Below are 25,464 nucleotides of genomic sequence, written 5' to 3' on the forward strand. Positions count from 1 at the left end.
AAGAAAGCACCTTGCATCTGGGCAAAGTGCTTTCTCTTAATCTCTTCAGGAGTTCAGCGTTTGATTATATTCATTCACTTCAAATAGGTCGATCAAATCAATATCCGGGTTCTTGTCTTTGAACCAGCGAAGCGAGAAATCGTTCTTAAACAGAACAAGAGGGTTGCCTTCTCTGTCTTCAGCAAGCATGTTCCGTTCATCGAACATCGATTCATCTACCTGATCTTCTTTCAACCAGCGCGGAATCCGTTCGCCTAGAGGCGTCAATTCGATATCCACATTGTACTCGTTTTTCATCCGATATTCGAACACTTCATATTGAAGTTCACCAACAGCGCCGATGATATAGTCTTCAAAGCGATAACGTTTGAACAACTGAATCGCCCCTTCCTGGACAAGCTGCTCTAAACCTTTTCGGAATTGTTTCGCTTTCATGACGTTTTTCGCTGTTACTTTTTTGAAAAGCTCCGGCGGGAATTGTGGAAGTTCATCATACTCAAACTTCGATTTACCCGTCACGATCGTATCCCCAATTCGGTAGACGTTTGGATCATAGATTCCGATAATGTCCCCGGCATAGCCTTCTTCAACTGTTCCTCTGGAAGAAGCGACGAATTGCTGGGACTGTGCAAGTTTGAATGTTTTGCCGGTCCTAGATAAGGTAACATCCATTCCACGCTCGAATTTTCCGGAGCAAATCCTCACAAAGGCGATACGGTCCCGGTGTTGAGGATTCATGTTTGCCTGAATCTTGAAGATGAATCCAGAGAACTCTTCACGATCAGGAGAAACAATTCCTTCCGTTGATTTTCTTGGTGCCGGTTCTGGTGCCATATCAATGAAAGAATTAAAGAAAGTTTCCACACCGAATGGAGCTAAGGCACTTCCGAAGAATACAGGCGTTTGATCGCCACGCATGACTTTTTCCATATCGAATGTGTCGCCAGCTTCGACTACAAGTTCCATCTCTTCTTCCGCTTCCTGATATGTCGCATCCTCCGTCAGTTCCGGATGCTGATCCAGCTCACTGTATGGAATGTACTTTTCCTCTTCGTTCCCAGTGTAATGCACAAACTGATCATTTTGGCGATCAAAGACACCAAGGAAACGTTTGCCCATACCTGCTGGCCATGTCATTGGATATGTTTCAATATTAAGCGTTTCTTCAATTTCTTCCATCAATTCGAACGGCTCGCGTCCTTCACGGTCCATTTTATTAATAAAAGTAAAGATCGGGATACCGCGCATTTTACAAACTTTGAAGAGCTTCAATGTTTGTGCCTCGATTCCCTTTGTTCCATCGATGACCATGACAACACTATCGACTGCCGTCAGTGTACGGTACGTATCTTCACTAAAATCTTCGTGGCCAGGTGTATCAAGGATGTTCACCTGGTAATCTTTATAAGGAAAATTCATTACACTTGACGTAACAGAAATTCCACGTTGCTTTTCGATTTCCATCCAGTCAGAAGTTGCGAATTTTCCAGACTTTTTCCCTTTGACCGTCCCTGCAGAACGGATTAAGTTTCCGAATAAAAGCATTTTCTCCGTCATCGTTGTTTTTCCGGCATCCGGGTGGGAGATAATAGCAAACGTACGGCGTTTTTTCATTTCTTCTTGTATTTGACTCATCGTGATATCCTCCGTTTAATCAGATTTCTATTTTATAAGGATGGGTAGGATATACGTTTTACATCGGCTAATTCACTCCATAAAAAAAGCGCTCACACTCTCAAGCGCCTTCGTCGATTTTTTTTGATTATACTTTGAAAGTTAGCATAACCGACCCGTAAAATCAATCACAAACCGTGAATCACATACCAAAGAATGTAAGACCTGGTCATCCAAAAATTACCAAACATCATTCATTAAGCCTAAAAGCCTCCTGTATTATCCTGGGGTTTTCAAACCTGTTATAATAGGGATAAAACTGACAGTAAGGATGCCAACTATGCAGAGTTACTTATTACAACCAAACGATATAAAGAAACTCACCGGCCAGACATTCTATAGTCGCGGCAAACAATATTTCGATAAGGGAAAAGTATACGGCCTTTCCCACAATAGCGCGATTCGTTCTTGGCGAGCGGTCGTTGCTGGTACTCATGATTACGAAGTTCGTGTCTTCTTTTTTGAAGATGAAGATGTGGAAGCGACGTGTGAATGCGCGGCTTATGCCAAATATTATACGTGTAAACATATCGCAGCCGTATTAATTGCTATAAGGGAAAAATCACTCGAAGAGCTGGCTCCGAAATTAGCTGAAAAGGGAAAACGAACTCAGACAGGTCTCACCAACCAGGATCGTATGTTTGCTGTCAGCTTATTCGAAGCTTTCCGTCAACGGCAGGAAAATCGTGGAGCTAACGACATTAAGAAAACTCTTCAAGTCCAATACCATCTCCACCTGCAATCGATCCTCGGCGCTAGAAGCCTTGGAATTGAATTGAAGCTCGGAGAAAATTATCCATATGTGATCAAAAACATTCGCGACCTGCTTGAGCATATTCGTAAAGAACAATCATACCGGATCACCAAAAAATTCACCTATGATCCTGCTGAACATAGCTTTTCACAAACAGATCAGCAAATCTTCCGACTCTTACAAAGAGCCTATGAGCAGGAGCAATTTTATGAGCAACAGTGGAAGACTTCAGAACCGAAAATATTGAAAGTTTCCCCAACCCTTGTCAAACAATTGCTTCCTTTATTGGAAGAGCAGCAAGCAGAAATCATCGAACGCGGGGGTAACAGCGGACTTGTCACCTATAAGGACGAATTCCCTGAACTCTCTTTCTACGTGTCAGAAGAACGAGGGCACTTTCATATGCATATGAACCATTTGAAAGACTACGATTATCTAGCTGACTATCACCTTTTGTATAAGCAAGGAACTTTCTATCCTGTAGATCAAGAAAAGGAAGACGTCATTCGCACGTTATATACCATTCTTCCTTACAATTCTAATGGCAACCATACGGTCAGCCATAATGATATGGAAGGCATCGTATCATATGTGCTGCCAGAACTTGAAACGATTGCAGATGTGAATCTGGACCCGTCCGCTAAAGAAAAAATCATTCAACAGCCCCTTGTGGCCGAAACTTATTTAGATTTTCAGCAATGGACATTGACCGTCGAGATTAAGTTCCATTACGGAGATTTAACCATCGATCCTTTCAACGAACAACCCCTCAGCAACCAAACGATTGTGAGAAGAGATCGTCAAACAGAACAAGCAATCATACAGGTTATTGAGGCAGCAGAATTTAAATTCGATGGAGAGATGGTTTACATTGAAGACGAGGATCAGCTCGACCAATTTTTATATCACTTTTTACCGAAGTTGAAAGATTACAGCAATGTTTACTTATCTTCGTCCGTACGTTCTCTATTGGAAGATCAGCACCATGAATTGCAAACGTCTGTAGAGTTAGAAAGTGATGGAAGCTGGCTCGATATTAATTTCACCATCGATGGCATCAGTGATCATGATGTGACAGAAGCACTGAAGGCTGTAATTGAACGGAAAAAATATTACCGCTTATCTGACGGGGCCCTGATGTCCCTCACTTCTGATTCTTTCGAGCGTTTTCAAAAGCTTGTCGATGACCTTGACTTGAGTACAAAGGACTTGGAAGACAATCACTTTCAATTATCCACGGCGAGAAGCTTGCAGGTGGAAGATGCATTGCAACCGACAGATGCTGAACGAAATCAATTGTTCACCGAACTAGTCGATCGTCTGAAGTCTCCACACTCATTTGAAATCGACCCGCCAGCAGAATTACAGGCAGATTTGCGTCCTTATCAGCTGACAGGTTTCCGATGGATGAAAATGCTCAGTCACTATGGGCTGGGTGGCGTTCTAGCAGATGATATGGGGTTAGGAAAAACCATACAAACCATCACCTTTCTACTTGATGAAAAAGCAAAAGGGAAAATGACAGAGCCAGCCATCATCATCACGCCAGCGTCACTTGTATATAATTGGAAAAAGGAAATTGAAAAGTTTGCGCCACAGTTATCGGTGCAAATCTTAACAGGCGATCCAATGATGAGACAGGAAGCTCTTAAGCAAGCATCAGAAAAAGATATCTGGATCACGTCCTATCCTTTGCTCAGGCAGGATATCTCTTCCTATGAAGAGCAAAAGTTTCACGCAATGATTCTCGACGAATCTCAAGCAATCAAAAATGAAACAACGAAAACGGCTGTTTCTGTGAGATCCGTCAAAGCAAAACACCGGTTCGCCTTGAGTGGCACGCCAATCGAAAATTCTTTGCAAGAGTTATGGTCCCTTTTCCGCACGATCATGCCTGGCTTTTTCACAAATAAAAAAAAGTTCTTGCAGCTGAAGCCAGAAAAGATTTCGCTAATGACCCGTCCGTTCATTTTGCGCCGTATGAAGACAGAGGTCTTAGATGAGCTTCCTGATAAGATCGATACCGTTCAATACTCAGAATTGACGAGAGACCAAAAAGAAGTTTATCTTGCCTACTTAGAGCGCATTCAAAATGATATTCAAGAGACCATTGCAACAAAGGGAATACAACGTGGAAAAATTGAGATACTCGCTGGACTGACTCGCTTGCGGCAAATCTGCTGTCACCCTTCCCTTTTCCTGGAAAATTATGAAGGACAATCAGGCAAGTTGGAACAATTGAAAGAATTGACCCGTGAGCTGAAAGAAGGCGGTCATCGCCTGCTCATCTTCTCTCAGTTCTCAAGCATGCTGACACTTATGCACGACGAGCTTGCGAAAGAAGGGCTAGATGCTTTTTATTTAGATGGCAGCACCAAATCAGACAAGCGTATGGAAATGGTCGAAGCTTTCAACAGTGGAGAAAAAGATGCGTTCTTTATTTCATTAAAAGCTGGTGGAACAGGATTGAACTTGACCGGCGCCGACACCGTCATACTTTATGATCTTTGGTGGAACCCAGCAATCGAAGAGCAAGCCGCAGGAAGAGCCCATCGTATTGGCCAGGAAAAAGTGGTCCAGGTCATCCGGATGATTTCAGAAGGAACGATTGAGGAGCGCATTTACCAGCTTCAACAGAAGAAACGCGACCTCGTCGACCAAATCATCCAGCCGGGAGAATCTATGCTGACTTCACTCAGCGAAGAAGAAATCAAACAACTATTCAACTAAAAAGAGCCGTCCAAAACGGCTCTTTTTCTTCCACTCATTTGGAAATAAATGTATGACCTGGTACGGAAAAAGTTTCCGTACCAGGTCATACATTTATTTCCATTGCGTTTCCTCCTATAACAAAAAACAAGCTGCCGAGTTTGGCAGCTTGTTTTTATGTGGTGACCGTTTTCTTTTGTAATTTAAACCAGTACCCACCTAGAATACTTGCTCCTATCACCATAGTGATTGTCGAGATGATCATGTGAAGCGAAGATGCTAATACAACATTTCCTGTCACTACAATGATGAAACCAACGACAGCATTCAGCAAGATAGAAATCAAATAAAGCCAGGAAAGTGTAATATGATACTGAAATCTCGATGCATAAATCACAAACCAGATAGCTGCCACAATAACGACAAATGTCGCTACCCAGTGCAACGAATAAACAGCATTAGCGACAGATTCACTCGTAATCAGATATTCCATCGCCGGTATATCCATCATAACGTTACTTGCGCGACTGTGCTTAAAGAAAGCCCCGAGAATAACTTGTGCTACATAAGCGATAAAGCCGATTAAGAAAGCCCGGTAACTCATAGAAACAGATTCCCAACTTGCTCGGTTCAACTCGATCTTCTTCTCATGGATACTATAACTCAAAAGCACGAGAACAATCAGAAGCAGCTGACTGAATGTCACATCAAAAGTGGTAAACCCTGGTGGTGTACCAAGCAGTACATTCAATCCTCCGACAATGGATTGAAAAATAAGCAAAACTATGCTTAAGATCGCTAAAACAAATACAGGCTTCCTTTTTCTGAATTTATAAATGGCGCCTATCGCATTAATTGCTGTTAAAAATACTAATAACGGTACCATCAATCGGTGCGAATATTCAATAAGGACATGATAATCCGTAAAATCCGGGATTATCTGACCATTACAAACCGGCCATGTCTCACCGCAAGCATCTCCGGAATTTGTCGCTACAACAAGGTTTCCGAGGATAAGCGCAAGAAACGTGACGAACGTTGTAAGAATAGAAAATTTCTTCATCGTCTTACCCTTTCTCTATTTATATCATGTAGTATTTCATAAGTTTCCTAAGTAAATCATATCATGAATTTTGAATGATAGAGAATGGAAAGCGCCATCATGAGTCATGAACTTTTTGTGAACGCGGATTTCCCTCTTCTTTTTATTAAAAAATCGGATCAGAGTAACGGGTCTCAACCGATGAAAATGCCCTGCATAATGGCTCCAACTGAGTAATTGACAGGGGATCTATTCGTTGGAAAATCCACCGTAAGTTGATCTCTCCAGGCCACCCATAAAGCACAGGTCCGTTCCCCCCCTATCCAAATAACACTTACCACAAAGACAAGCTCCCACATAAACATAGAATGCCCTGTCTGTCTCAAAATAAAAAAAGACGGTGCTCAAGCCGGTACCTCGGCCTCATAAGGAGTACTCATCTACTAACTGCCCAGAATTCCTCCCATACTAAATATAGCATGTCTGAAGTCCCCTATTAGGACACCCCCTTTTATTTTCACGGAATGTCCAATAGATATGGGGAATATTTCACCACAACGACTCCCTTAAAGCCTTGTTTATCCCTTTCATGAAAAGGGAAACCTCTCCCAGAAAGGAGCTTAAAAAGTATGAACTATAAAGCCTATGTATTTGATGCTTATGGAACATTATTTGATGTACACAGTGTCATGAAAAAAATTCATCAACTCTTTCCTGACAAAGGGCCAACTGTAAGCCAGCAATGGAGAAAGAGACAGGTCCATTATTTCCTCGTACGCCAATTAATTAACGGCTATAAGCCTTTCACTGATATCACTCGCTGGGCTCTCGTCGATGCCCTTGCATACAGTGATGTTGAGGTGAAGCCTGATGTGGTGGAAGAGTTGATGAGTGAATATGAACGATTGGTTCCCTATGATGAAGTCTCCTCTTTATCAGAAAACCACCCAGACAAGGAGTTTACTATTTTCTCCAATGGTACACGCTCGATGTTGGAACCGCTTCTTGAAAACAATCAATTAAATGATGACTTTGATCTTTTGAGTGCGGATGATGTACAGGTGTACAAACCCCACCCTGAGGCTTATCAATACGCCCACGAACAGTTAGGTTTTGAAAAAGAGGAAGTTCTCTTCTTTTCTAGTAATCCGTGGGACATTACAGGCGCGGCGTCTTATGGCTTTCACACCGCCTGGGTCAACCGTAAGCAACAAAAATGGCCCGAGCTGGGAGTCAACCCGACTCACATAATTCAAAATTTAACCGAACTTCCTTCATAACTCCCAAATCAAACTACTCTCGCCAAATGGCAGTATTCTTGAAAACTCGGTTTCGAGATAACCGGGATCCGTTGCCGTATGAATAGTCAGGGGTGGTTGGGAAACTACTCGTTTAGCTCCATCGTCCAGACACTCACAAAAAGTGTCGAAAATGAGTCTTCAAGAATAGGGAGCTATAGGGGAAGAAGAGAAAAAACTTATAGAAGCAAAAAAGAAGACGGAGTCCTGGATTTGGCTCCGCCTTTTACTAATCAGCTTCATATAAACACACTTGATTTTTCCCTTTCCGTTTTCCACGGTAAAGAGCTTCATCTGCCGCACGAAACAGGTCGTCCAGCGTATTTCCATCTTCAGGAAAGCAGGCTACACCAATGGAGAAAGAAGAGAGGATTTCTTCCTCCTTCACCAAATAAGGATCTCTAAGTTTTTTCAGCGTCCTGATTGATACGTCTTAAATCTGTTGCCGATCCTCTATGTTCTCGAGCAGGATCGCAAATTCATCTCCACCGATTCGACCGACAGAATCACCTGCACGGGTACATTCTTTCATACGTTTCCCTACACCGCGCAAAAACTCATCTCCTATTTCATGCCCGTAACGATCATTGATACTTTTGAAACCGTCGCCGTCCAAGTAAAGGAGAGCAAACGATTGACCCGACCGCTCAAACTGAACTATGGCCTGTTCCACACGATCCTCGAATAACCTCCTGTTAGGTAAATCAGTTAAATAGTCATAGAAAGCAAATTTCTCTAGCTTCTCTTCATAGTTTTTTTGCTCAGATATATCGCGGGCCACAATAACAAAATGACTTACTTCTCCATGTTCACTTATAACTGGGGTTCCCCGGCATTCAAACCAGACAGGCTCACCATTCCGACTCGTCAACCTCAAGCTTACGGTAAATGCCTCTTTGTTTTGAGAGCTCCTCAGGAATGCATTTTCAATATTCGATACACCTTCAGGGTCGATTTGTTGTCTCAATTCCTGTAATGGCATGTTCATAGGATTACGTCCCAGGAATTTTTGCTGAGATGGAGAAGAGTAGATCAGTTCCCCTCGGGGAGAAAAGACAGAAATAAGATCATTCGAATGATCAGCAATCAGACGGAACTTTTCTTCACTTTGCCTTAGAGCCTCATGTGCTCTGACTTGTTCTGTCCGATCCTCCAGGATTGCATAGATCCCTTCTTTTTTCCCTTCACTGATGATCGGAACTAAAGATACATGCACGATTCTTTCTTCCTCTTTCACAAAAAAGTGAGTGTCAAATCCTATCCCCTTTTGGAAAAAAGATTCCAACAATTGTTCGCGGATTCCATGGACCTGGTCGTGAGGTACCCATTCCAAAACAGAAGTATCCAAAAGCTCCTCTTCCTCTTTATCCAACAAGCGTAAAGAGGCTGTATTCGCATTCGTAATCGCCCCTTGGAAAGTAAGTGTCAAAATGGGTTGCGGGTTGTATTCGAACAGCGATCGATAACGAGAGCGACTTGCTTCCAGTTTTCGCTGGGCTTCTTTTTCCTCTGAGATATCACGAACAATGGAACTAATTCCAATCGTCTCTCCTTCTTCATTTTGAATCGGAGAAGCACTGATCGACACATCAATCTTCCTTCCATTTTTTCGAATACGAACCGTTTCGTACCCGGCCACTGCGCCATCCTGTGCTTGAAAGAGTAAATCTTCCGCTTCCCTTTTATGGTTCTCGGGCACAAATGGAAAGCCAATGGAGGACTGAAGTTCTTCTTTCGTGAAACCATACAATTTTTCAAATGCACGATTCGCTTCCAAAATGCTTCCGTCCATCCCCACGATCAAAATGGCGTCTGTCGTGTCCTTCATTAACGAGCGATACATGGCATTAATCCTGCGGAGGTCGCGTTCCTTTTCAATGACTTCCGTTATATTCCTTGTTATCGTCACAATATGGGTCACTTGGACATTTTCATCGAGCATCGGCGTCAGGATGGAATGTCCTCTGAAAACCTTGCCATTGATGATGATTTCATCCTCATATGTCATCGGTTCCTTATTTTGAACTACAGATTCATAGGCTGTGATTAACTCTTCTGCCTGGTCTTCTCCTAACAAATCCTCGATATATTTGTCTTGCCATTCCGCTCCTTTGATAAGTGAATGGTTCCTGGCAGAATAGTTCATGTCTACATATTTAAAGCGTCTTGGTCCTACGACTTCCATAAAGAAAATGTAGTCAGATATTCCATCCATTAACATATGTAACAAGTTTTCATGAGGAATGCGTTTATCAAGCCCCGACATGATTCCCTGGTCCATCCATTCTTTTAGTCGATCCATGGAGTATCCCCTCAATCGTTAAAATCGTTTTCCACACATGTATACCATCTTAACACCAATCGTTCCTGGTCCTCTATGTATCTTTCTACCAAAAAGTTTGGAAATCCTTTCAAACCTAGTAAAAAAACGCAAGTAGCTGATAGACAGGAAATTCAAAATAAGCAAAAGGGCCGGAGTTAGGTACCCTTCCGGTTTCGTTAGTGACTGGAAAATAGAGCTAGAGTAATAATCACAAACACCTTCAATCTAAGCTGGGCCTTTTTAAACCACAATGAGAGAGGCGCTGCACCGGGAACTGGACATAAAAAAAAGCAATACGATGAACGCATTGCTTTTTATAAGCTCTAAACCTATCATTGCTGGTATGTGTGGCGGGACCACCCCTACTATCACCGATGTCCCGTATGTTTCCTAGTGCCTTTTATTTAAACTGTTTGTTTTTGCTGAGCCTGCGCTTCGGCCTGTGCCTGTTTAATTAAACAACGGCCTTTGCCGTGCGGGATGCACATCGGTGTACCGAAAAGTGGATCTTCTCTCACATCACAAATCATCTCGAACACATGCTGCATCATGTCGCATGTGACGACATCCTCCGGCTTTCCTTGTGCAAAAACTGTCTTATCCTTGACCGCAATAATGTGATCTGCATATCGGCAGGCCAGATTAATATCGTGAAGCACCATTACGACAGTGCGTCCATTATCCTGGTTCAAATCAAACAATAGATCAAGAATTTCAATTTGGTGGGTCATATCAAGATAGGTCGTCGGCTCATCCAATAATAAGATATCCGTATCCTGAGCAAGTGTCATCGCAATCCATGCTCGCTGACGTTGCCCTCCTGATAGAGAGTCGACGGTACGATCTTTCAACTCCATCAAATTGGTATCTTCTAAAGCACGATTGACAGCTGATTCATCTTCATCCGACCAGCGCTTCGCAAACCCCTGATAAGGATAACGTCCTTGTTTAACGAGCTGATAGACGCTCAGCCCCTCAGGCGTTGTCGGACTTTGAGGGAGAATCGCCATTTTCTTCGCCACATCTTTTGTACGCATTTTAGAAATATCGGAACTATCCAACACGACTTCCCCGGACTTCGGACGTAAAAGACGAGCCATAGAACGAAGCAACGTGGACTTCCCGCAACCGTTTCCACCAATGAGTACGGTCACTTTACCTTTTGGAATTGTAATGTCCAGTGAATCTATGATGATGGAATCTCCATAGCCTAGAGTTAAATTGTTCGCCAACAGGGTATCCATAATCTGACCTCTCCTTTATGTCTATATCACGAAATCTATCGATGTTGGAGTTACACGAAAAATCACGAATTCAATATTTTATCTACCTTCTAGTTTATGGGCTAGTTTTCACTCTGTCAATGAATTTGAGAATCATTTTCATTAATTAACTGTGAAAAGTGTATGCGTGACGCTGAAAGAAGAGAACACAACAATCGCTGGCATATAAAAATGAAGCGAATAAATAACGTCCTTTCCCAAGTATAAACGACATGCTTTAGGGAGAAATTCCCTTCATTCATTAGCTGCCCTTATATTTTTAATCAAATCGGCATATTGCAAATCGCCAAGCCCATACTCTCGAAATTTCACGAGCATGGACTGTATCAGTCTGTTTTCAGGTGTGTCGGGATGATCTTTGATAAATCTTACAAGTTCATTGTCATCCTTACAATAATTCAAATATAGCTCTATCCCTTTTCGCAAAGGAGGCAGCGAAATGCGAGAAGGTAAAGCTTTGTCCATGAGCACTTGTTTATATAACGAATGATGATCAAGTATTTCAAGCGGATAGGAATCCATTGGTTCAAACAGTTCGTTGACTATACAAAGTTCGACGTTCCCTTCAAATCCGATTTGGTCAAGCCACCCTAATAATGTCAGTAAATTGATCTGACAAAACATATCTCCATCAAACCATAGTTTGAGATTTTGCTTTTCCTGATGAAAGACAGCCTCAAGGTTTTCGACAGTAATTCGTCTGTAATCACTTTCGGAAACACCATGCGTCAAAGCCCTTGTTTTAATAAACTCTTCCGAAAAAATCTTTTCACACGTTTTCCCGACACACATCGCTTCATTAAAAGGAACCATAGATTCCCCTCTCAGATATCCAGTTCTCTGAAAAACACTCTTCATTTCTTCCCCGTTTAATATGTGAAGCGTATTCAAAGCCTCTCCTCCTCTGTTCTAAAAAGCGGTTATCTTCCATCACAGAAGATAACCGCTTCCTGCTGCCTCCCGAAAAAATCATCTAGAAAAAGCCGACAGAAGTTTCATGTGTTGCAGGTTCGACGAAGACAAGTCCTAATTCATAATGCTCTCCTTCATACATCGCCCGTTGGACATAACGGTTTTCTCCCAATTCATCCCGCACCTCCAGTTTTGTAAAAGCGCCCGAATTTTGTAACGCCTCATAAAACTGATTTTCTGTCCTTACTGGTACGGCATTCACGCGCTCGATCAACTCTCCGGGGACGAGCCCCATTTGCGCCGCTGGACTTTCAGGAATGACACCGAGGATGCGAATTCCTGTAGAATTTGCTGAAAAAAATGCCTGCTTTTCTTCCCGGATACGGTGGAAAACTAAAATCAATTCCCGACCAATCAAACTGACAATGACTGCCCCAAGAGACAAAACATCGATAAATAAACTTCCGATGGTCAGGGCAAGCACAACGATCGCTAATAAAAATGTATGTCGACCGAGTGTTTTAGCTGCTCCGACCGGGGATTGTCCTCTGGCTCTCCACTCCCATCCGATTACAAATGGGATGAGAACCAAACCGTAGGATTCCCCTCCGATAGATAGCAATGGCCACCAGGAAGCAAATGATTCTAGATTACCGGCAGGCAATAGTGCGAAAAAGGGTACGATCGAGAGTTTTTTCCCGATGTGCTGCCCAATCCACATTCCCCGGCTCCCTTTTATCCGCTCCGGGAATGTTTCTGACGGAGAAGTTCTCAATAGTAAAATGGCTTCCGCAAATAACAGGACACTCAATAAAACTGCAAAAACCGTTAAGGGAGTCTCTTGCAATGGCGCCACCCAACGATATTCCAAAAACGTTTCAGGCAAATACGGTAAAATCAGTAAAAGCAAATAAGTAAATCCTAACGTATAAGCAGGGGAGTACCAGCTCAATTTGCCGGTCAAACTTACGAGGAGTAATATTGCAGCGATCAGGAACAATAGCGGGTAGGTGACAACCATCCCCCCTGCAATGGCTATCACAGATAAAACAAAACCTGTGATCAAACCTGTCGCCCACGTCCCTTTCCATTCAGAAAACCGATCGAAAACGCGAGCACCAAACATAGATCGCTCTTTTTTTATTCTTTTTGCCGACAGTAGTAAACCTGCCACTAAAGCTATGTATAAAAAGGGCAAGGATAACATTCTGCCCAATCCTTCCAGTAGTTCCCATAACCAAACGTCCAACATGATTCTCCTTTCAAATCCGCTCTCTTGATGTGAAAAAGCTCAGGGCGTCTAGCTCATTCTAGCAAGTGTTATACAAAGCGTCTGCCGTTCTTGGGACCACAGAAGTGACTTGCTCCCGAGTAAAGTAGACACTAGAGCTTTAGGATATACGATAAAAAATTTCCCCTTCAACTTCCTTGCCTAACGAAAATATCCGCAGTCACAGACTACGGATATAATTCGTCATCCATCGGCAAATTCCTGCTTATTGAAACAAGACCTCTACCGCTTTTTGCATTTGTTTGTCATTCTCTTCATTTCTCACTTCAGCAATAATCGCTTCCTCAATCTTGCCGCCTGTCTCCTGATTTACGACACCTGTCGCTTCAAGACCTGCTTCCTCCTGGAAAGCCTCTACAGCTGCTTCCGTCTCTTTACTGTAATAACCATCGGTACGACCAGGGTCATGACCAAGACCTTTCAGCATCACTTGAATGTTTTTCACTTTTTCATGATTGTCGTTATATTCGAATGGTTCTTCGATTTCGACAGGGTTCGTATAGAAGTATTCCGGTTGCTTCACTTCTACGGTAGGCTCGATACCTTTTTCATGCACCCAGTTTCCATCAGGCGTCAACCATTTGAACAGGGTCAGTTTAATGGTACTGCCATCGCCCATTGGAAGAGCTTGCTGGACGGTTCCTTTTCCGAAACTTTTCGTCCCGACAAGTTCATATCCTCCCGCTTCCTGCATCGTTGCGGCCAAGATTTCCGAAGCAGAAGCACTTCCTTCATCCATCAGCACAGTGATTGGGTAATCTTTCTTTTCCCCACTATCTGACAGGTAACGTTCTTTCTCTCCATTACGGTCTTCCACCTGGACAATGACCTCTTCCTTAGGGATGAACTCCTTCAAAATTTCCTGCACGTCTGTGAACAATCCACCAGGATTGCCACGCACATCAATGATAAGACCTTCCATACCATCGTTCTCCAGTTTTTCTAGAGCTTCATGGAACTCATCCGATGTCTTCTCCGAAAAAGAGGTGATTTCGATGACGCCGGCTTTTTTACCGTCCACCATCTTCGTATCTGTATAAACGGTTTCTAAAGGAATATCATCACGGGTGATATCGATGTTCAGTGGCTCGCTGACTCCTGGACGATCGATTTCGAGTGTCACTTCTGTCCCTTTTTCTCCACGGATTTTCAGTACTGCATCATAAAGGTCCAGACCTTCCACACTCTCGCCGTCCACTTTCAAAATTTGATCGTTCGGCTTCAATCCAGCTTCTTCCGCAGGGGAACCCTTGATCGGAGCGACAATCGTCACTTTATCGTTAACCATACTCACTTCTGCGCCAATTCCCTGGAAGGAAGACTCGATCGACTGATTGAACTGCTCCATCGTCTCTGGATCCATGTAGACACTGTAAGGATCCTCCAACGTATCGAGCATCCCCTGGATCGCCCCTTCGACAAGACTCTCCTTTTCTACTTCTTCTACATAGTTCTCCTGGATGACGTTAAACGCCTGCTCTACCTTTTTCAAGTCAGCATTGCCAGACATACTTTGTAAAAAAGCTTTCTGTTCTTCTTCGGAAAGGCTTGCAAAATTATCCGCATCTTTATCTGCATATTGTTCAGTCTTTGCTTGTCCTTCTGTACCATTCGCGAAATACTCTATGCCTATATAAGAGCCTGCTGCCCCTAGTAGGACCGCTAGCGCCATCAATAGCGCAATGTAGCGCGGTTTCACATTCATCGCATTCACCCTTCTATATTGGATTTCATCGTTGCCTTAATACTAGCAAATAAGCGCCTTCATCGTAAATGTACAATGGTTCTAATGTTAAGATATGCTAGAAAGTTCTATAGCATGTCCATTTCATTATAGGACATCCCACCTTATCTATCTACCTGTTTTTAGCATATCAGATACTGAGGAACTGTATGAGGACGTCTGTTTTGCCTTTCCATTACCTGCCATTTCAGAAAAAGTTTTTACAATCGAAACCGTTTTCCTTCTCCCAGCCACCGTTAAAGAAACAATTGTAAAAACAAAGGACTGTCTCCTCGACAAAGAGACAGTCCATATGGAATTACATTTGATAGCCATATTCTCCCTGGCTTTGATCACGGACGACCATTCCATCTTCTATCGCAATGACACGTTTACGGATGGTGTTCACGATTTCCTGACTATGGGTAGCCATCAAGACAGTTGTTCCTGCTTCATTAATTTCCTCAAGGATATGCATGATTTCCCAGGAAGTATCTGGATCCAGGTTTCCTGTTGGTTCATCAGCAATCAATACTTTCGGTTGGTTCACGATCGCCCGAGCAATCGACACACGCTGCTGTTCTCCACCTGACAACTCGTCCGGTAGAAAACGCGCTTTGTTTTTCAAACGAACTTGATCAAGGACATCCATCACACGCCGACGGATGTTGTCTGGTTTCTCCTCAATAACTTCAAGCGCGAACGCGACGTTCTCATAAACCGTCAACGTCGGCAGCAAACGGAAATCCTGATAAACGACACCAATTTGGCGACGCAGCATCGGAATACGGCGTTGCTTCAGCGTAGAAGTATTCATATCATTGATTATTACCGTTCCTGTCGTTGGTTTTTCTTCTCTATAGATCAATTTTGTAAAAGTCGATTTACCCGCACCACTCGGCCCAACGATATAGACGAATTCGCCCTGGTCGATTCTGATATCCAAACCGTTCAAAGCCGTAACACCATTTCTGTAAGTTTTATAAACGCCTTGCATCTGTATCATTAAAATCACCTATATTTCTCATTTTATTAATCTGATTTGTCAGCTATCTGTCTACAAACATCTATATTATAACATTTATTTCAGGTCTACTTAGACATGAAATTATTACAATTACTTTTCACGCAGGTGAGTACAATAGCAAAAGCAAATGTGGAGAAGGGGCTATGGGAACGGATTGCTTCCCCTAACCCCTTTGCGATATAGCCCTTTTAACCATCACCACTTCCCCATCCAACTGTGAGCGAAAATATGCTTGTTCTCTCACCAAATGAAAACGAGTGAGTAGCTCCTATTCCACGATTAGCACCCTAAAAGTATCCCGAGTCTGACTTGAACAAAGTAATAATTCAAGTGTTGCCTGAAATTGAAAACAGTCTTCATTGAATTGTACTTCTAGCCAAAAAAAGCCTGGTCATTGACCAGACTTTTTAAGTACTTTATTTCATTGTTGCTAACCAGCTTGCCACAAGTTCGGCATCTTCATCAGATACTTGCTTTTGGGCTGGCATGTCACCTTTACCATTCTTAATGATCTCTACAATGTCATCGGCAGAGTGATCAGCTCCGACATTCGTCAAAGAAGGTCCCATACCGCCGCCAAGTTCACCACCATGGCAGCTTGCACAGTTGGCCTGGTAGACCTCTTCAGCTGCAGCGGTATCCACAGTACCCTCTTCACCGCTGTCTCCTGAACCATCTTCTGCATTGTCATCCGTTTGTTCTTCCGTTGTTTCATCATTGTTGTTCGTGTTGTTTTCATCGGTAGTTCCTTCGTCGCCGCCCCCACAGGCACTTAAGACGAGGATAAGCCCTAAAAATAGAGCAAATAATAGTTGTTTCATCCCTATTAACCCCCTCATGTTATTGATGAGATATAGAGATATTATAACCCAATTATGTCATTTTAAAACCCTCTCCAAGTACCTCTGTCGCATTCATTGCGACGACAAATGCCCCGGGATCCACCCTTTTAACCGTTTGTGTCAATTTGATGAATTCGTTTTGTTGCACGACACACATGACGACACGCCGTTCCCGGTCTGTGTAACCGCCGGAGCCGCTCAATACGGTAACTCCACGATCGATTTGTTCAAAAATAGCTGTCCTCACTTCATCCACATCTTCTGTAATGATCATCACATTTTTCGAGGTATTCAACCCAACCTGAACGAAATCGATTGTCCGGCTCGTCGCAAATAATCCGATCAACGCATACAAACCTTCCTCCAGTGAAAAAACGATGGCCGATGTAAGGACAATCATGCCATCAAGTAATGCGACACTGATTCCCAGCGGCAAGTGCGTAAATTTGTGTAACACTTGAGCTGCAAGGTCGATGCCTCCCGTAGAAGCCCGGCCACGAAAAACAATTCCGAGGCCTAAACCGACACCCATGCCCCCGAAAATTGCCCCAAGGAGCGGGTTTGGCGTCGCTGGTGCCATTTCACTCGTCAACAAAACGAATAACGGCAGCGTAACCGTTCCTACAAACGACTTAAAACCAAAATTCTTCCCGAGTATCACGACACCCATAATAAATAACGGAATGTTCAAAACCCATTGGACTACGCCCGGCTCCCAGCCGAACACCCCTTTAGTGATCGTACTTATCCCGGCGACTCCACCGGATGCGATATTATTCGGTAATAAAAATAGGTTAAATGCGAGTGCCACAAAAAATGAACCAAGGATTACTAATCCATAATCCAGCGTATGTCGCAGTTCCGGTGGCATCGGCTCGCGACGGTATTTTTTAGCCATCATCATCATGCTGTTCGACTCTCCCTATGTAATCGTTCTCCGTTAAACCGTATGGAGTATAACACTAGGGGGCTCAGCTGTAAATAAGAGCGAAATAACGCATTAACACGGTAAAGGAGAGTTGTCTTTTACTTTTTAGTTTCCGCCACAACAAAACTTCTATACAAATCTTCCCTCCGCTCACTTTTAGACAAATACAGACACGAATGAGGAGCGCTCGAAATTATTTCCCCGGATATGGATACAAGTTCAGGGAATCCACGTTCGATTTCATCGATAGCCCAAGCATTGTTATATATAAATAAAACGACGAACCCCAACCGAGGTCCGTCGTCTTTACCAGCCTTATATATTCATCGATTTATGCTTCTCCATAATTTCTCTCATATGATGAAGGACATCTTCTCGCATTTCTTCCCGTTCCATAGCGATTGCAAGTGTCGTCTTAATAAAGCCGATTTGATCGCCGACATCGTAACGCTCCCCTTCAAACTCATAACCGTAAACAGGCTGATCGACGTTCAATCGCTCAATCGCATCCGTCAATTGAACCTCACCACCCCGTCCTGTTTCCTGAGTCGCTAATAGATCCATAATTTCCGGGGTAAATACATACCGACCAATAATAGCCAGGTTAGAGGGTGCTTTGTCCACTGCCGGTTTTTCAACAAAATGCTCTACTTCATAAAGACGGCCATCTTGTTTTTTCGGTGCAATAATTCCGTAGCGATCTGTTTCTTCTTCTGGTACTTGTTTGACACCGATGACAGACGAGTCAGTTTCATTATACTGATTGATCAATTGCTTTAAGCATGGTTCATCAGACCGTACAATATCATCGCCAAGCAATACAGCGAATGGTTCATCACCGATGAATTTACGTGCACACCAAATAGCGTGACCGAGTCCTTTCGGTTCTTTTTGACGGATATAATGGATATCCACCTTAGCAGATTGTTTAACCTTATCTAAAAGGTCGAATTTTTCTTTTTTATATAAATTATCTTCCAGTTCAAATGCATGATCAAAGTGGTCTTCAATCGCACGCTTTCCTTTACCTGTAACGATAATAATATCTTCAATTCCGGATTCGATCGCCTCTTCTACGATATACTGAATTGTTGGCTTATCGACGACTGGAAGCATTTCTTTCGGCATAGCTTTTGTCGCTGGTAAAAATCTTGTCCCAAGTCCGGCAGCTGGAATAATCGCTTTTTTCACCTTCATACTTTGTTTCGCCTCCTATTATGTAAGTATCTTCATAGTAGCAAAAATTTATGAAATTGGACAGCTAGGAAAAATTTTCTTCAACATTTTGGAAATTCCATTTTGTAATAAAGGCCCTCACCGAAGTGAGAACCTTTGACTTTATCAGCCGTCCATTTGGGATCGAAGATATGCGTCGATAAATTTATCGAGGTCGCCATCCATGACTCCTTGAGTGTTCCCAACCTCTTCATTCGTGCGGTGGTCTTTGACCATGGAATAAGGATGGAAAACGTATGAACGGATCTGGCTTCCCCAGCCGATTTCTTTTTGTTCGCCGCGAATGTCGTCAAGCTGTTGTTGTTGACGTTCAATCTCCAATTGATAAAGCTTTGATTTCAACATCTTCATCGCTTGTTCACGGTTTTTGATCTGCGAACGTTCGGACTGACAAGTTACAACAGTATTCGTCGGCAGGTGGGTAATACGAACGGCAGAATCTGTCGTGTTGACGTGCTGTCCACCGGCACCACTGGAACGATACGTATCAATTTTCAAGTCTTCTGAACGAACATCAATTTCAATTTCATCGTTGAATTCTGGCATCACTTCACAAGAAACGAAAGACGTGTGACGGCGGCCGGACGAATCAAACGGTGAAATTCTCACAAGACGGTGGACGCCCTTTTCTGCTTTCAAATAACCATAAGCATTGTGACCTTTAATCAACAATGTGACACTCTTCACGCCAGCTTCATCGCCAGGGAGATAATCCATTGTTTCTACAGAAAAACCTTTCTTCTCTGCCCAGCGCGTATACATACGTAAAAGCATGCTCGCCCAGTCCTGAGACTCGGTACCACCAGCACCCGGGTGCAGTTCAAGAATCGCATTGTTTTTATCATAAGGCTCACTCAGCAAGATATATAACTCGAACTGGTTCAAGTCTGCACTTAATTTTTGAACATCTTGCTCCAGATCTTCCCGTAATTCTTCATCGTCTTCTTCTTTGACGAGTTCATAAGAAACTTCCAGGTTTTCATGCGTTTCTTCATGCTCTTCTAACGTGTGCACGAGACCTTTCAGTCCATTCACTTCATCAATGACTTTTTGTGCCGTGTTCTGGTCATCCCAGAAACCGGGCTCTGTCATTTGTTCTTCTAATTCTGCAATGCGGGTTTTCTTTTGATCGAAGTCAAAGAGACCCCCTGGAGTCCGCTAATCGCTCAGCTGTATTGTTCAATTCATGGCGAATTTCTGCCATATCCATAATAATCACTCCTATAATGATTCTCTAACACAAGGGAAGACACCCTCCGAAAAAGAGAGTGTCTCACATCCTTATTTTCCGTGACAATTTTTATACTTCTTACCGCTTCCACATGGACAAGGATCATTACGGCGAACCGTATCCTTCTTCACGAACGGCTTTTTCGATTTGCTTTCCTTGCTCTCTTCGCCACCAGAGACGGCTTTTGCCCCTTGGGCGACTTCTTGACGCTGCAAGTTGTTGCGGATTTGCGCCTTCATGACATAACGGGACGCTTCTTCATCGATATTGGTAACCATCTGTTCAAACATACGGAAGCCTTCAAAGTTATATTCACGAAGCGGATCGTTCTGTCCATACGCACGCAAGTGTATACCTTGACGAAGCTGGTCCATCTGGTCGATATGGTCCATCCATTTCTGGTCGACCGTACGAAGGAGAATGACTTTTTCGAACTCGCGCATCTGTTCTGGAGTCAACTCTTCTTCTTTTTCGTCATAACGCTCTTTCACTTTGGCAAGGATCAACTCCTGCATTTCTTCAGGGTCTTTTCCTTTCAAGTCATCGACCGTCACATCGCCTTCGTGCAACAAGTTCGCCCGCAAGTATTCGCTAAGACTTTCAAGCTCCCAATTCTCTTCCTCTTCTTCACTTGTATGAACAGCGACCGTTTTCGATACCGTCCGTTCAATCATACCTTCAATGATTTCTCGCAAGTTTTCTGAGGTGAGAACTTCATAGCGCTGTTTGTAGATGACCTCACGCTGTTGACGGAGTACATCGTCGTAAGAAAGAATCGTCTTACGTGCATCAAAGTTGTTACCTTCGACACGTTTTTGGGCAGACTCAACGGCACGAGTAATCATTTTACTTTCAATCGGCTGAGAGTCATCCATACCGAGGCGATCCATCATGCTGCGGATGTTATCGGAAGCGAAACGACGCATCAATTCATCATCTGTCGCAAGATAAAATTGCGACATTCCTGGATCCCCTTGACGACCGGAACGACCACGAAGCTGGTTGTCAATACGACGGGATTCGTGACGCTCAGTACCAAGCACCGCAAGGCCGCCAACTTCTTTGACGCCTTCGCCAAGCTTGATGTCCGTACCACGACCGGCCATGTTGGTTGCAATCGTAACGGCACCTTTTTGCCCAGCATTTTCAATGATTTCCGCTTCACGGAAGTGGTTTTTCGCGTTCAACACATTGTGCGGAACACCAGCTTTTTTCAAATAACGGGAAATGATCTCGGAAGTATCGACGGCAACGGTACCGACGAGCACTGGCTGGCCTTTTTCATGGCGCTCCTTAATGTCTTCCACCACCGCTTTGAATTTGCCGTCCATCGTTTTGTAAACGAGGTCCGGTTTATCATCACGAATGATATCACGGTTCGTCGGAATGACGATGACACGCATGTTGTAGATATTTAAGAATTCCTCTTCCTCCGTCTTCGCTGTACCAGTCATACCGGACAGCTTGTCATACATACGGAAAAGGTTCTGGAACGTGATGGATGCAAGCGTCTGGCTCTCATTCTGGATCTCGAGGCCTTCCTTCGCTTCAATCGCCTGGTGCAGACCATCACTATAACGGCGCCCTTTCATCAGACGACCGGTAAATTGGTCGACGATGACCACTTCCCCTTCATCGACTACATAGTCTGTATCCTTCTGCATCGACGTATGCGCCTTAAGTGCCTGGTTAATGTGGTGAATCAAGGATACATTAGAAAGGTCGAACAAGTTCTCGATTTTGAAATAGCGTTCCGCCTTGTTGATTCCTTCTTCCGTCAGCTGCACGTTTTTCGTTTTTTCGTCATAGGTGTAGTCCTCTTCATTTGCAAGCAGGCGGACAAAAGAGTTCGCCCCATGATAAAGATCCGCAGACTTAGAAGCCGATCCACTAATAATCAAAGGTGTACGCGCTTCATCAATGAGAATCGAGTCGACCTCATCAATGATCGCAAAGTGAAGCGGGCGCTGAACCATTTGCTCTTTGTACAACACCATATTGTCACGCAGGTAATCAAAACCGAACTCATTGTTCGTGCCATACGTAATATCTGCATTGTAAGCTTCCCGCTTTTCATCCTTGGACATACCGTTCGAGTTCAAACCGACGGTCAGCCCTAAGAATTGGAATAGTTCACCCATCTCTGTCGCATCACGGCTTGCCAAATAGTCGTTGACTGTGATGATGTGGACGCCTTTTCCTGTGATGGCATTCAAGTATGCCGGCATCGTGGAGGCAAGGGTTTTACCTTCACCGGTTTTCATCTCGGCGATATTCCCTTCATGCAGGGCTACCGCACCTAATAGTTGAACTTTGAACGGGCGCATTTCCAGCACACGTTTAGAAGCTTCACGAACAACCGCAAAAGCTTCGACTAACATATCATCTAGCTCTTCGCCATTTTGATAGCGTTCTTTAAATTCTTCTGTCTTATTTCGTAACTCTTCATCAGATAACTTATCGATTTGCGATTCCATCGCTTCGATATCACTTGCGACTTTATCCAATCGCTTTAATTGACGGGTATTTTCATCGCCAAAAATTTTCTTTAAAGTTCCAAGCATTGCAACCGCTCCTCTATTGATTTCCGATCTTCGGTTGAATAGTTTAATCCATCTATTATCATAACACTAAGAGAAGCGGCCTGACAATAAACTGCATAGGGCAGATGACACCGGGGAAAGTTCTTATGTAGAAGGAGTAAAAAGAGAGGGGCTTTCTCTAATGATATGATGCTCAAAACCATGCTGGCGCTGATCCAATTCTGTCAGCCGCCGGTTCGTTGCAGCGATGATTTCGACTAGTTGGGCAATCGTTTCTTCCTGCTGCTTCAGCCGTTCATAAATGTAATCACAATCCTTGCAATTCATAGATTCACCTCCTGCTAATTCTTTTATACTATAAGGTATCTATTGTAGCGAATAAGCAAAAAATGATTTTCCTGTTATCCGTTGCACAAAAATCGCGTTTTCACTAGGGGAAGTTTAAATATTGAAGAATAATAAGGTACAAAAAACCTTTTTATATCACTAAGTATTAAAAAGATTTCGAGGTTCATCGCACATAAAAGCACCCCTGCCGGAGCAGAGGTGCTACTCTATCTAACTATTAAATCAAGTTTCGATCAAACCATAGCGACCGTCACGACGTTTGTAGACAATGTTCGTTTCATCTGTATTCGCGTTAGTAAAGACAAAGAAGTTGTGGCCGAGCATATCCATTTGCAATGCCGCTTCTTCACTATCCATCGGTTTCAAGTCAAAACGCTTCGTTTTCACAATTTCAACGTCAAATTCATCATCAATCGTTTGAGTTTGGTATTGTTGCGCCTCGCGTTCCAGCTCGGCAAAGACATGTTTCGGAGCACCCTCCTGGCGGAACTTACGATTCACCTTCGTTTTATGCTTGCGAATTTGTCGTTCCAATTTATCTACCACAAGGTCGATGGCAGCATATAAATCTGTATTGTGTTCTTCAGCACGAAGAAGTAGATTCTTCATCGGGATTGTGACCTCGATTGTCTGCTCATCATTATAGACACTTAAATTAACGTGTACCTCAGAAGTCGGGGGAGTATCAAAGTAGCGCTCGAGCTTGCTCACCTTTTTCTCCACATATTCTTTAATAGAATCCGTCACTTCCAAGTTTTCACCACGAATATTGTATTGTAGCATTAGAAGTGTCCTCCTTTCATCCTTATGTGATATATATTCTATCATACCCGCCCCCATTCCTGCATAAACTTTCGAAATATTTTGTCTAATTTATGTCGGTAATTGTTGGAAGGTGGTGGATTATTGGGATGGCGAGGAAGATGGAGGACAAATAATGATAGTTTTTGCCATTAATAGCGGTGATTCCAGTTCAAAACTATTAAGTTAGCAATTCCTATTAAAGAACCGTCAAAAGGCAAAACCTATAGATCAACCGACTACTACGAATCACATCTTTTACGCTCCTCAGAAAACAGGTGAAAGCAAGCCAACACTTTCTGGCTAAACTACAAAAAGCGCCTACTAAATATAGACGCTTTTCCTTTAATGAGCAATATACGGTTTTACAAACGACTGCATGCTTGTCCGCCACGTTTCATATGCAGGAACGACTTGTTCGACCAACAACCTGCGCTTCTCTTCGTTCGTCTCAAGCTCAAACCAGCCTTGCAAGAGCTGAACTACCCCATGAAAGTCGACGATCAACGGTTGGACCTCTTCCTGCGCCTCAAATAAAACAGCCATCTGATCATGGGAGCGGCTCACTTGTTCCAACCCCAGCAACACGTCCTGGAAAACTTGCTGCGTTTGCGGGGCTGCTTCTTCTGTAATGTTGTTCTCCAAATATTCCAGACCTTCACTGATCGTGTTCAACAGTTGATCATACTGCTCCAGCATATGATGCTGTTCTGTTGTTAACTTTGACAAAAAATCACCTATTCTACTTTTTATGGTCTAAATACATGCCATCATAGCCGGAGACACTCTGATATGGATTGACATATCGCTGTTTACTAGACTTTTGTTTCTTCGCATTGCGCATATCACGCTTCAATCCATCAAAAAGAAACTCGAGCTTTTGATTGATCTTCAAGTCACGTTTGTGAACTTCCTGAACAATCGCTTTCTCTCTTTCGTTTGGTTGCTCTAAAAGTTCTAACATCGACTCTCTTGTAGCCAAATGTTCTTCCACTTCCGCTACAACGGCTGCACGATTACGTTCATCTACCTGTTGATGGACAGCATCATCCAATTTTATCGTGACCTTTAAAAATTCACTCCAAACGCCCATTAAGCATTGCCGCCCTGACCGTGCTGTGCTTTCCGAGCTTCAAGAATCACTTGCTTCCACGTATTACGAAACTCTTCCGCAAGTCCCTGTACCTCATCAAGAATCTCAACATCATTTTTCGTGTTCGCTTCTATCAAACGACGGTTCATATAATCATACAATGGCATAATCTGCTGAGTCACTGCATATTGCTGATTCATTGTGACCATAAGCTCCTGGATGATTTTCTGTGCTTTTTGGATGTTCGTATTTTTCTTTTCGATTTCCTTATTCTCGATTGATTTTCTAGCGATTTTAATGAATTTAATACACCCATTATAAAGCATTAAAGTCAGTTCCCCAGGGGAAGCTGTTTCTACTGAGTTATTTTGATAGGCTTGAATAGACATCTAGCCAGCACTCCTTT

19 protein-coding genes and 1 pseudogene are annotated in these 25,464 nt (G+C 43.2%); 2 read left to right on the forward strand and 18 right to left on the reverse strand.

Features of this window, described 5'->3' with window-relative positions:
* Nucleotides 1–45: 45 nt before the first annotated feature.
* The gene (locus tag BMZ58_RS04225; RefSeq protein WP_075035315.1) at nt 46–1,635 is read right to left on the reverse strand and encodes a peptide chain release factor 3; all 1,590 of its coding nucleotides are present in this window, start codon (nt 1,633–1,635) and stop codon (nt 46–48) included.
* A gap of 319 nt (nt 1,636–1,954) precedes the next feature.
* Between BMZ58_RS04225 and BMZ58_RS04230 the strand changes: the two genes are divergently transcribed.
* Nucleotides 1,955–5,158, forward strand: a complete 3,204-nt coding sequence (locus BMZ58_RS04230) for a DEAD/DEAH box helicase (protein WP_075035316.1) — start codon at nt 1,955–1,957, stop codon at nt 5,156–5,158.
* A gap of 154 nt (nt 5,159–5,312) precedes the next feature.
* Here the strand turns inward: BMZ58_RS04230 and BMZ58_RS04235 are convergent, their stop codons facing one another.
* Complete coding sequence (locus tag BMZ58_RS04235; RefSeq protein ID WP_075035317.1) at nt 5,313–6,200, reverse strand: COX15/CtaA family protein; 888 nt, start codon at nt 6,198–6,200, stop codon at nt 5,313–5,315.
* A 608-nt stretch (nt 6,201–6,808) separates the two neighbouring features.
* Between BMZ58_RS04235 and BMZ58_RS04240 the strand changes: the two genes are divergently transcribed.
* Nucleotides 6,809–7,459 carry a haloacid dehalogenase type II gene (locus tag BMZ58_RS04240; RefSeq protein ID WP_075035318.1) on the forward strand — a complete coding sequence of 217 codons (651 nt, stop codon included), beginning with the start codon at nt 6,809–6,811 and terminating at the stop codon, nt 7,457–7,459.
* Nucleotides 7,460–7,706: 247 nt separating this feature from the next.
* Here BMZ58_RS04240 and BMZ58_RS04250 read toward each other — a convergent pair.
* The 16 genes and pseudogenes from BMZ58_RS04250 to fliS all read right to left on the reverse strand — a co-directional run bounded on the left by BMZ58_RS04250 (nt 7,707) and on the right by fliS (nt 25,447).
* Nucleotides 7,707–9,779: pseudogene (locus BMZ58_RS04250) on the reverse strand (PAS domain S-box protein).
* Between the two features lie 425 nt (nt 9,780–10,204).
* Nucleotides 10,205–11,044 (reverse strand): ABC transporter ATP-binding protein, encoded by an 840-nt coding sequence (locus tag BMZ58_RS04255; RefSeq protein WP_075035320.1) that lies wholly within the window; start codon nt 11,042–11,044, stop codon nt 10,205–10,207.
* Between the two features lie 273 nt (nt 11,045–11,317).
* Nucleotides 11,318–11,974, reverse strand: coding sequence for a hypothetical protein (locus BMZ58_RS04260; RefSeq protein WP_075035321.1), 657 nt, complete (start codon nt 11,972–11,974; stop codon nt 11,318–11,320).
* An 82-nt stretch (nt 11,975–12,056) separates the two neighbouring features.
* Nucleotides 12,057–13,244, reverse strand: a complete 1,188-nt coding sequence (locus BMZ58_RS04265; protein WP_083412513.1) for a PDZ domain-containing protein — start codon at nt 13,242–13,244, stop codon at nt 12,057–12,059.
* 247 nt (nt 13,245–13,491) lie between these two features.
* The gene (locus tag BMZ58_RS04270; protein ID WP_075035323.1) at nt 13,492–14,991 is read right to left on the reverse strand and encodes a S41 family peptidase; all 1,500 of its coding nucleotides are present in this window, start codon (nt 14,989–14,991) and stop codon (nt 13,492–13,494) included.
* Nucleotides 14,992–15,328: 337 nt separating this feature from the next.
* A complete protein-coding gene (ftsE, locus tag BMZ58_RS04275; RefSeq protein ID WP_075035324.1) occupies nt 15,329–16,015 on the reverse strand; it encodes a cell division ATP-binding protein FtsE in 687 nt (228 codons plus the stop codon).
* Between the two features lie 437 nt (nt 16,016–16,452).
* Entirely contained in the window at nt 16,453–16,857 is a 405-nt protein-coding gene (gene cccB, locus BMZ58_RS04280) for a cytochrome c551 (protein ID WP_075035325.1), read from the reverse strand.
* 52 nt (nt 16,858–16,909) lie between these two features.
* Nucleotides 16,910–17,749 carry a YitT family protein gene (locus tag BMZ58_RS04285; protein WP_425268647.1) on the reverse strand — a complete coding sequence of 280 codons (840 nt, stop codon included), beginning with the start codon at nt 17,747–17,749 and terminating at the stop codon, nt 16,910–16,912.
* Nucleotides 17,750–18,121: 372 nt separating this feature from the next.
* Complete coding sequence (galU, locus tag BMZ58_RS04290) at nt 18,122–19,003, reverse strand: UTP--glucose-1-phosphate uridylyltransferase GalU (RefSeq protein ID WP_075035326.1); 882 nt, start codon at nt 19,001–19,003, stop codon at nt 18,122–18,124.
* Between the two features lie 144 nt (nt 19,004–19,147).
* A protein-coding gene (gene prfB, locus BMZ58_RS04295; protein WP_139207284.1) for a peptide chain release factor 2 occupies nt 19,148–20,252 on the reverse strand; the annotation gives its coding sequence in 2 pieces (ribosomal slippage) (nt 19,148–20,179 and nt 20,181–20,252; 1,104 coding nt in all).
* Nucleotides 20,253–20,323: 71 nt separating this feature from the next.
* Nucleotides 20,324–22,837, reverse strand: a complete 2,514-nt coding sequence (gene secA, locus BMZ58_RS04300) for a preprotein translocase subunit SecA (protein WP_075035327.1) — start codon at nt 22,835–22,837, stop codon at nt 20,324–20,326.
* Nucleotides 22,838–22,960: 123 nt separating this feature from the next.
* Entirely contained in the window at nt 22,961–23,143 is a 183-nt protein-coding gene (locus BMZ58_RS04305; protein ID WP_075035328.1) for a hypothetical protein, read from the reverse strand.
* A gap of 243 nt (nt 23,144–23,386) precedes the next feature.
* Nucleotides 23,387–23,947: a ribosome hibernation-promoting factor, HPF/YfiA family gene (hpf, locus tag BMZ58_RS04310; protein WP_075035329.1), complete on the reverse strand. Its 561-nt coding sequence runs from the start codon at nt 23,945–23,947 to the stop codon at nt 23,387–23,389.
* 363 nt (nt 23,948–24,310) lie between these two features.
* A complete protein-coding gene (locus BMZ58_RS04315; RefSeq protein ID WP_075035330.1) occupies nt 24,311–24,694 on the reverse strand; it encodes a DUF8042 domain-containing protein in 384 nt (127 codons plus the stop codon).
* Nucleotides 24,695–24,707: 13 nt separating this feature from the next.
* Nucleotides 24,708–25,058, reverse strand: coding sequence for a flagellar protein FliT (gene fliT / locus BMZ58_RS04320; RefSeq protein WP_075035331.1), 351 nt, complete (start codon nt 25,056–25,058; stop codon nt 24,708–24,710).
* Nucleotides 25,058–25,447, reverse strand: a complete 390-nt coding sequence (gene fliS, locus BMZ58_RS04325; RefSeq protein WP_075035332.1) for a flagellar export chaperone FliS — start codon at nt 25,445–25,447, stop codon at nt 25,058–25,060. The genes fliT and fliS overlap by 1 nt, the downstream gene beginning before the upstream one ends.
* Nucleotides 25,448–25,464 lie beyond the last annotated feature (17 nt).

The organism is Halobacillus dabanensis (assembly GCF_900114165.1).
Taxonomy (GTDB): Bacteria; Bacillota; Bacilli; order Bacillales; family Halobacillaceae; genus Halobacillus; species Halobacillus dabanensis.

What these genes read in the sequence shown, in the direction of transcription:
- BMZ58_RS04225 (WP_075035315.1), bottom strand. Translation starts at nt 1,635, where the DNA reads ATGAGTCAAATACAAGAAGAAATGAAAAAACGCCGTACGTTTGCTATT.
- BMZ58_RS04230 (WP_075035316.1), top strand. Translation starts at nt 1,955, where the DNA reads ATGCAGAGTTACTTATTACAACCAAACGATATAAAGAAACTCACCGGC.
- BMZ58_RS04235 (WP_075035317.1), bottom strand. Translation starts at nt 6,200, where the DNA reads ATGAAGAAATTTTCTATTCTTACAACGTTCGTCACGTTTCTTGCGCTT.
- BMZ58_RS04240 (WP_075035318.1), top strand. Translation starts at nt 6,809, where the DNA reads ATGAACTATAAAGCCTATGTATTTGATGCTTATGGAACATTATTTGAT.
- BMZ58_RS04255 (WP_075035320.1), bottom strand. Translation starts at nt 11,044, where the DNA reads ATGGATACCCTGTTGGCGAACAATTTAACTCTAGGCTATGGAGATTCC.
- BMZ58_RS04270 (WP_075035323.1), bottom strand. Translation starts at nt 14,991, where the DNA reads ATGAATGTGAAACCGCGCTACATTGCGCTATTGATGGCGCTAGCGGTC.
- ftsE (WP_075035324.1), bottom strand. Translation starts at nt 16,015, where the DNA reads ATGATACAGATGCAAGGCGTTTATAAAACTTACAGAAATGGTGTTACG.
- cccB (WP_075035325.1), bottom strand. Translation starts at nt 16,857, where the DNA reads ATGAAACAACTATTATTTGCTCTATTTTTAGGGCTTATCCTCGTCTTA.
- BMZ58_RS04285 (WP_425268647.1), bottom strand. Translation starts at nt 17,749, where the DNA reads ATGCCACCGGAACTGCGACATACGCTGGATTATGGATTAGTAATCCTT.
- galU (WP_075035326.1), bottom strand. Translation starts at nt 19,003, where the DNA reads ATGAAGGTGAAAAAAGCGATTATTCCAGCTGCCGGACTTGGGACAAGA.
- secA (WP_075035327.1), bottom strand. Translation starts at nt 22,837, where the DNA reads ATGCTTGGAACTTTAAAGAAAATTTTTGGCGATGAAAATACCCGTCAA.
- BMZ58_RS04305 (WP_075035328.1), bottom strand. Translation starts at nt 23,143, where the DNA reads ATGAATTGCAAGGATTGTGATTACATTTATGAACGGCTGAAGCAGCAG.
- hpf (WP_075035329.1), bottom strand. Translation starts at nt 23,947, where the DNA reads ATGCTACAATACAATATTCGTGGTGAAAACTTGGAAGTGACGGATTCT.
- fliT (WP_075035331.1), bottom strand. Translation starts at nt 25,058, where the DNA reads ATGGGCGTTTGGAGTGAATTTTTAAAGGTCACGATAAAATTGGATGAT.
- fliS (WP_075035332.1), bottom strand. Translation starts at nt 25,447, where the DNA reads ATGTCTATTCAAGCCTATCAAAATAACTCAGTAGAAACAGCTTCCCCT.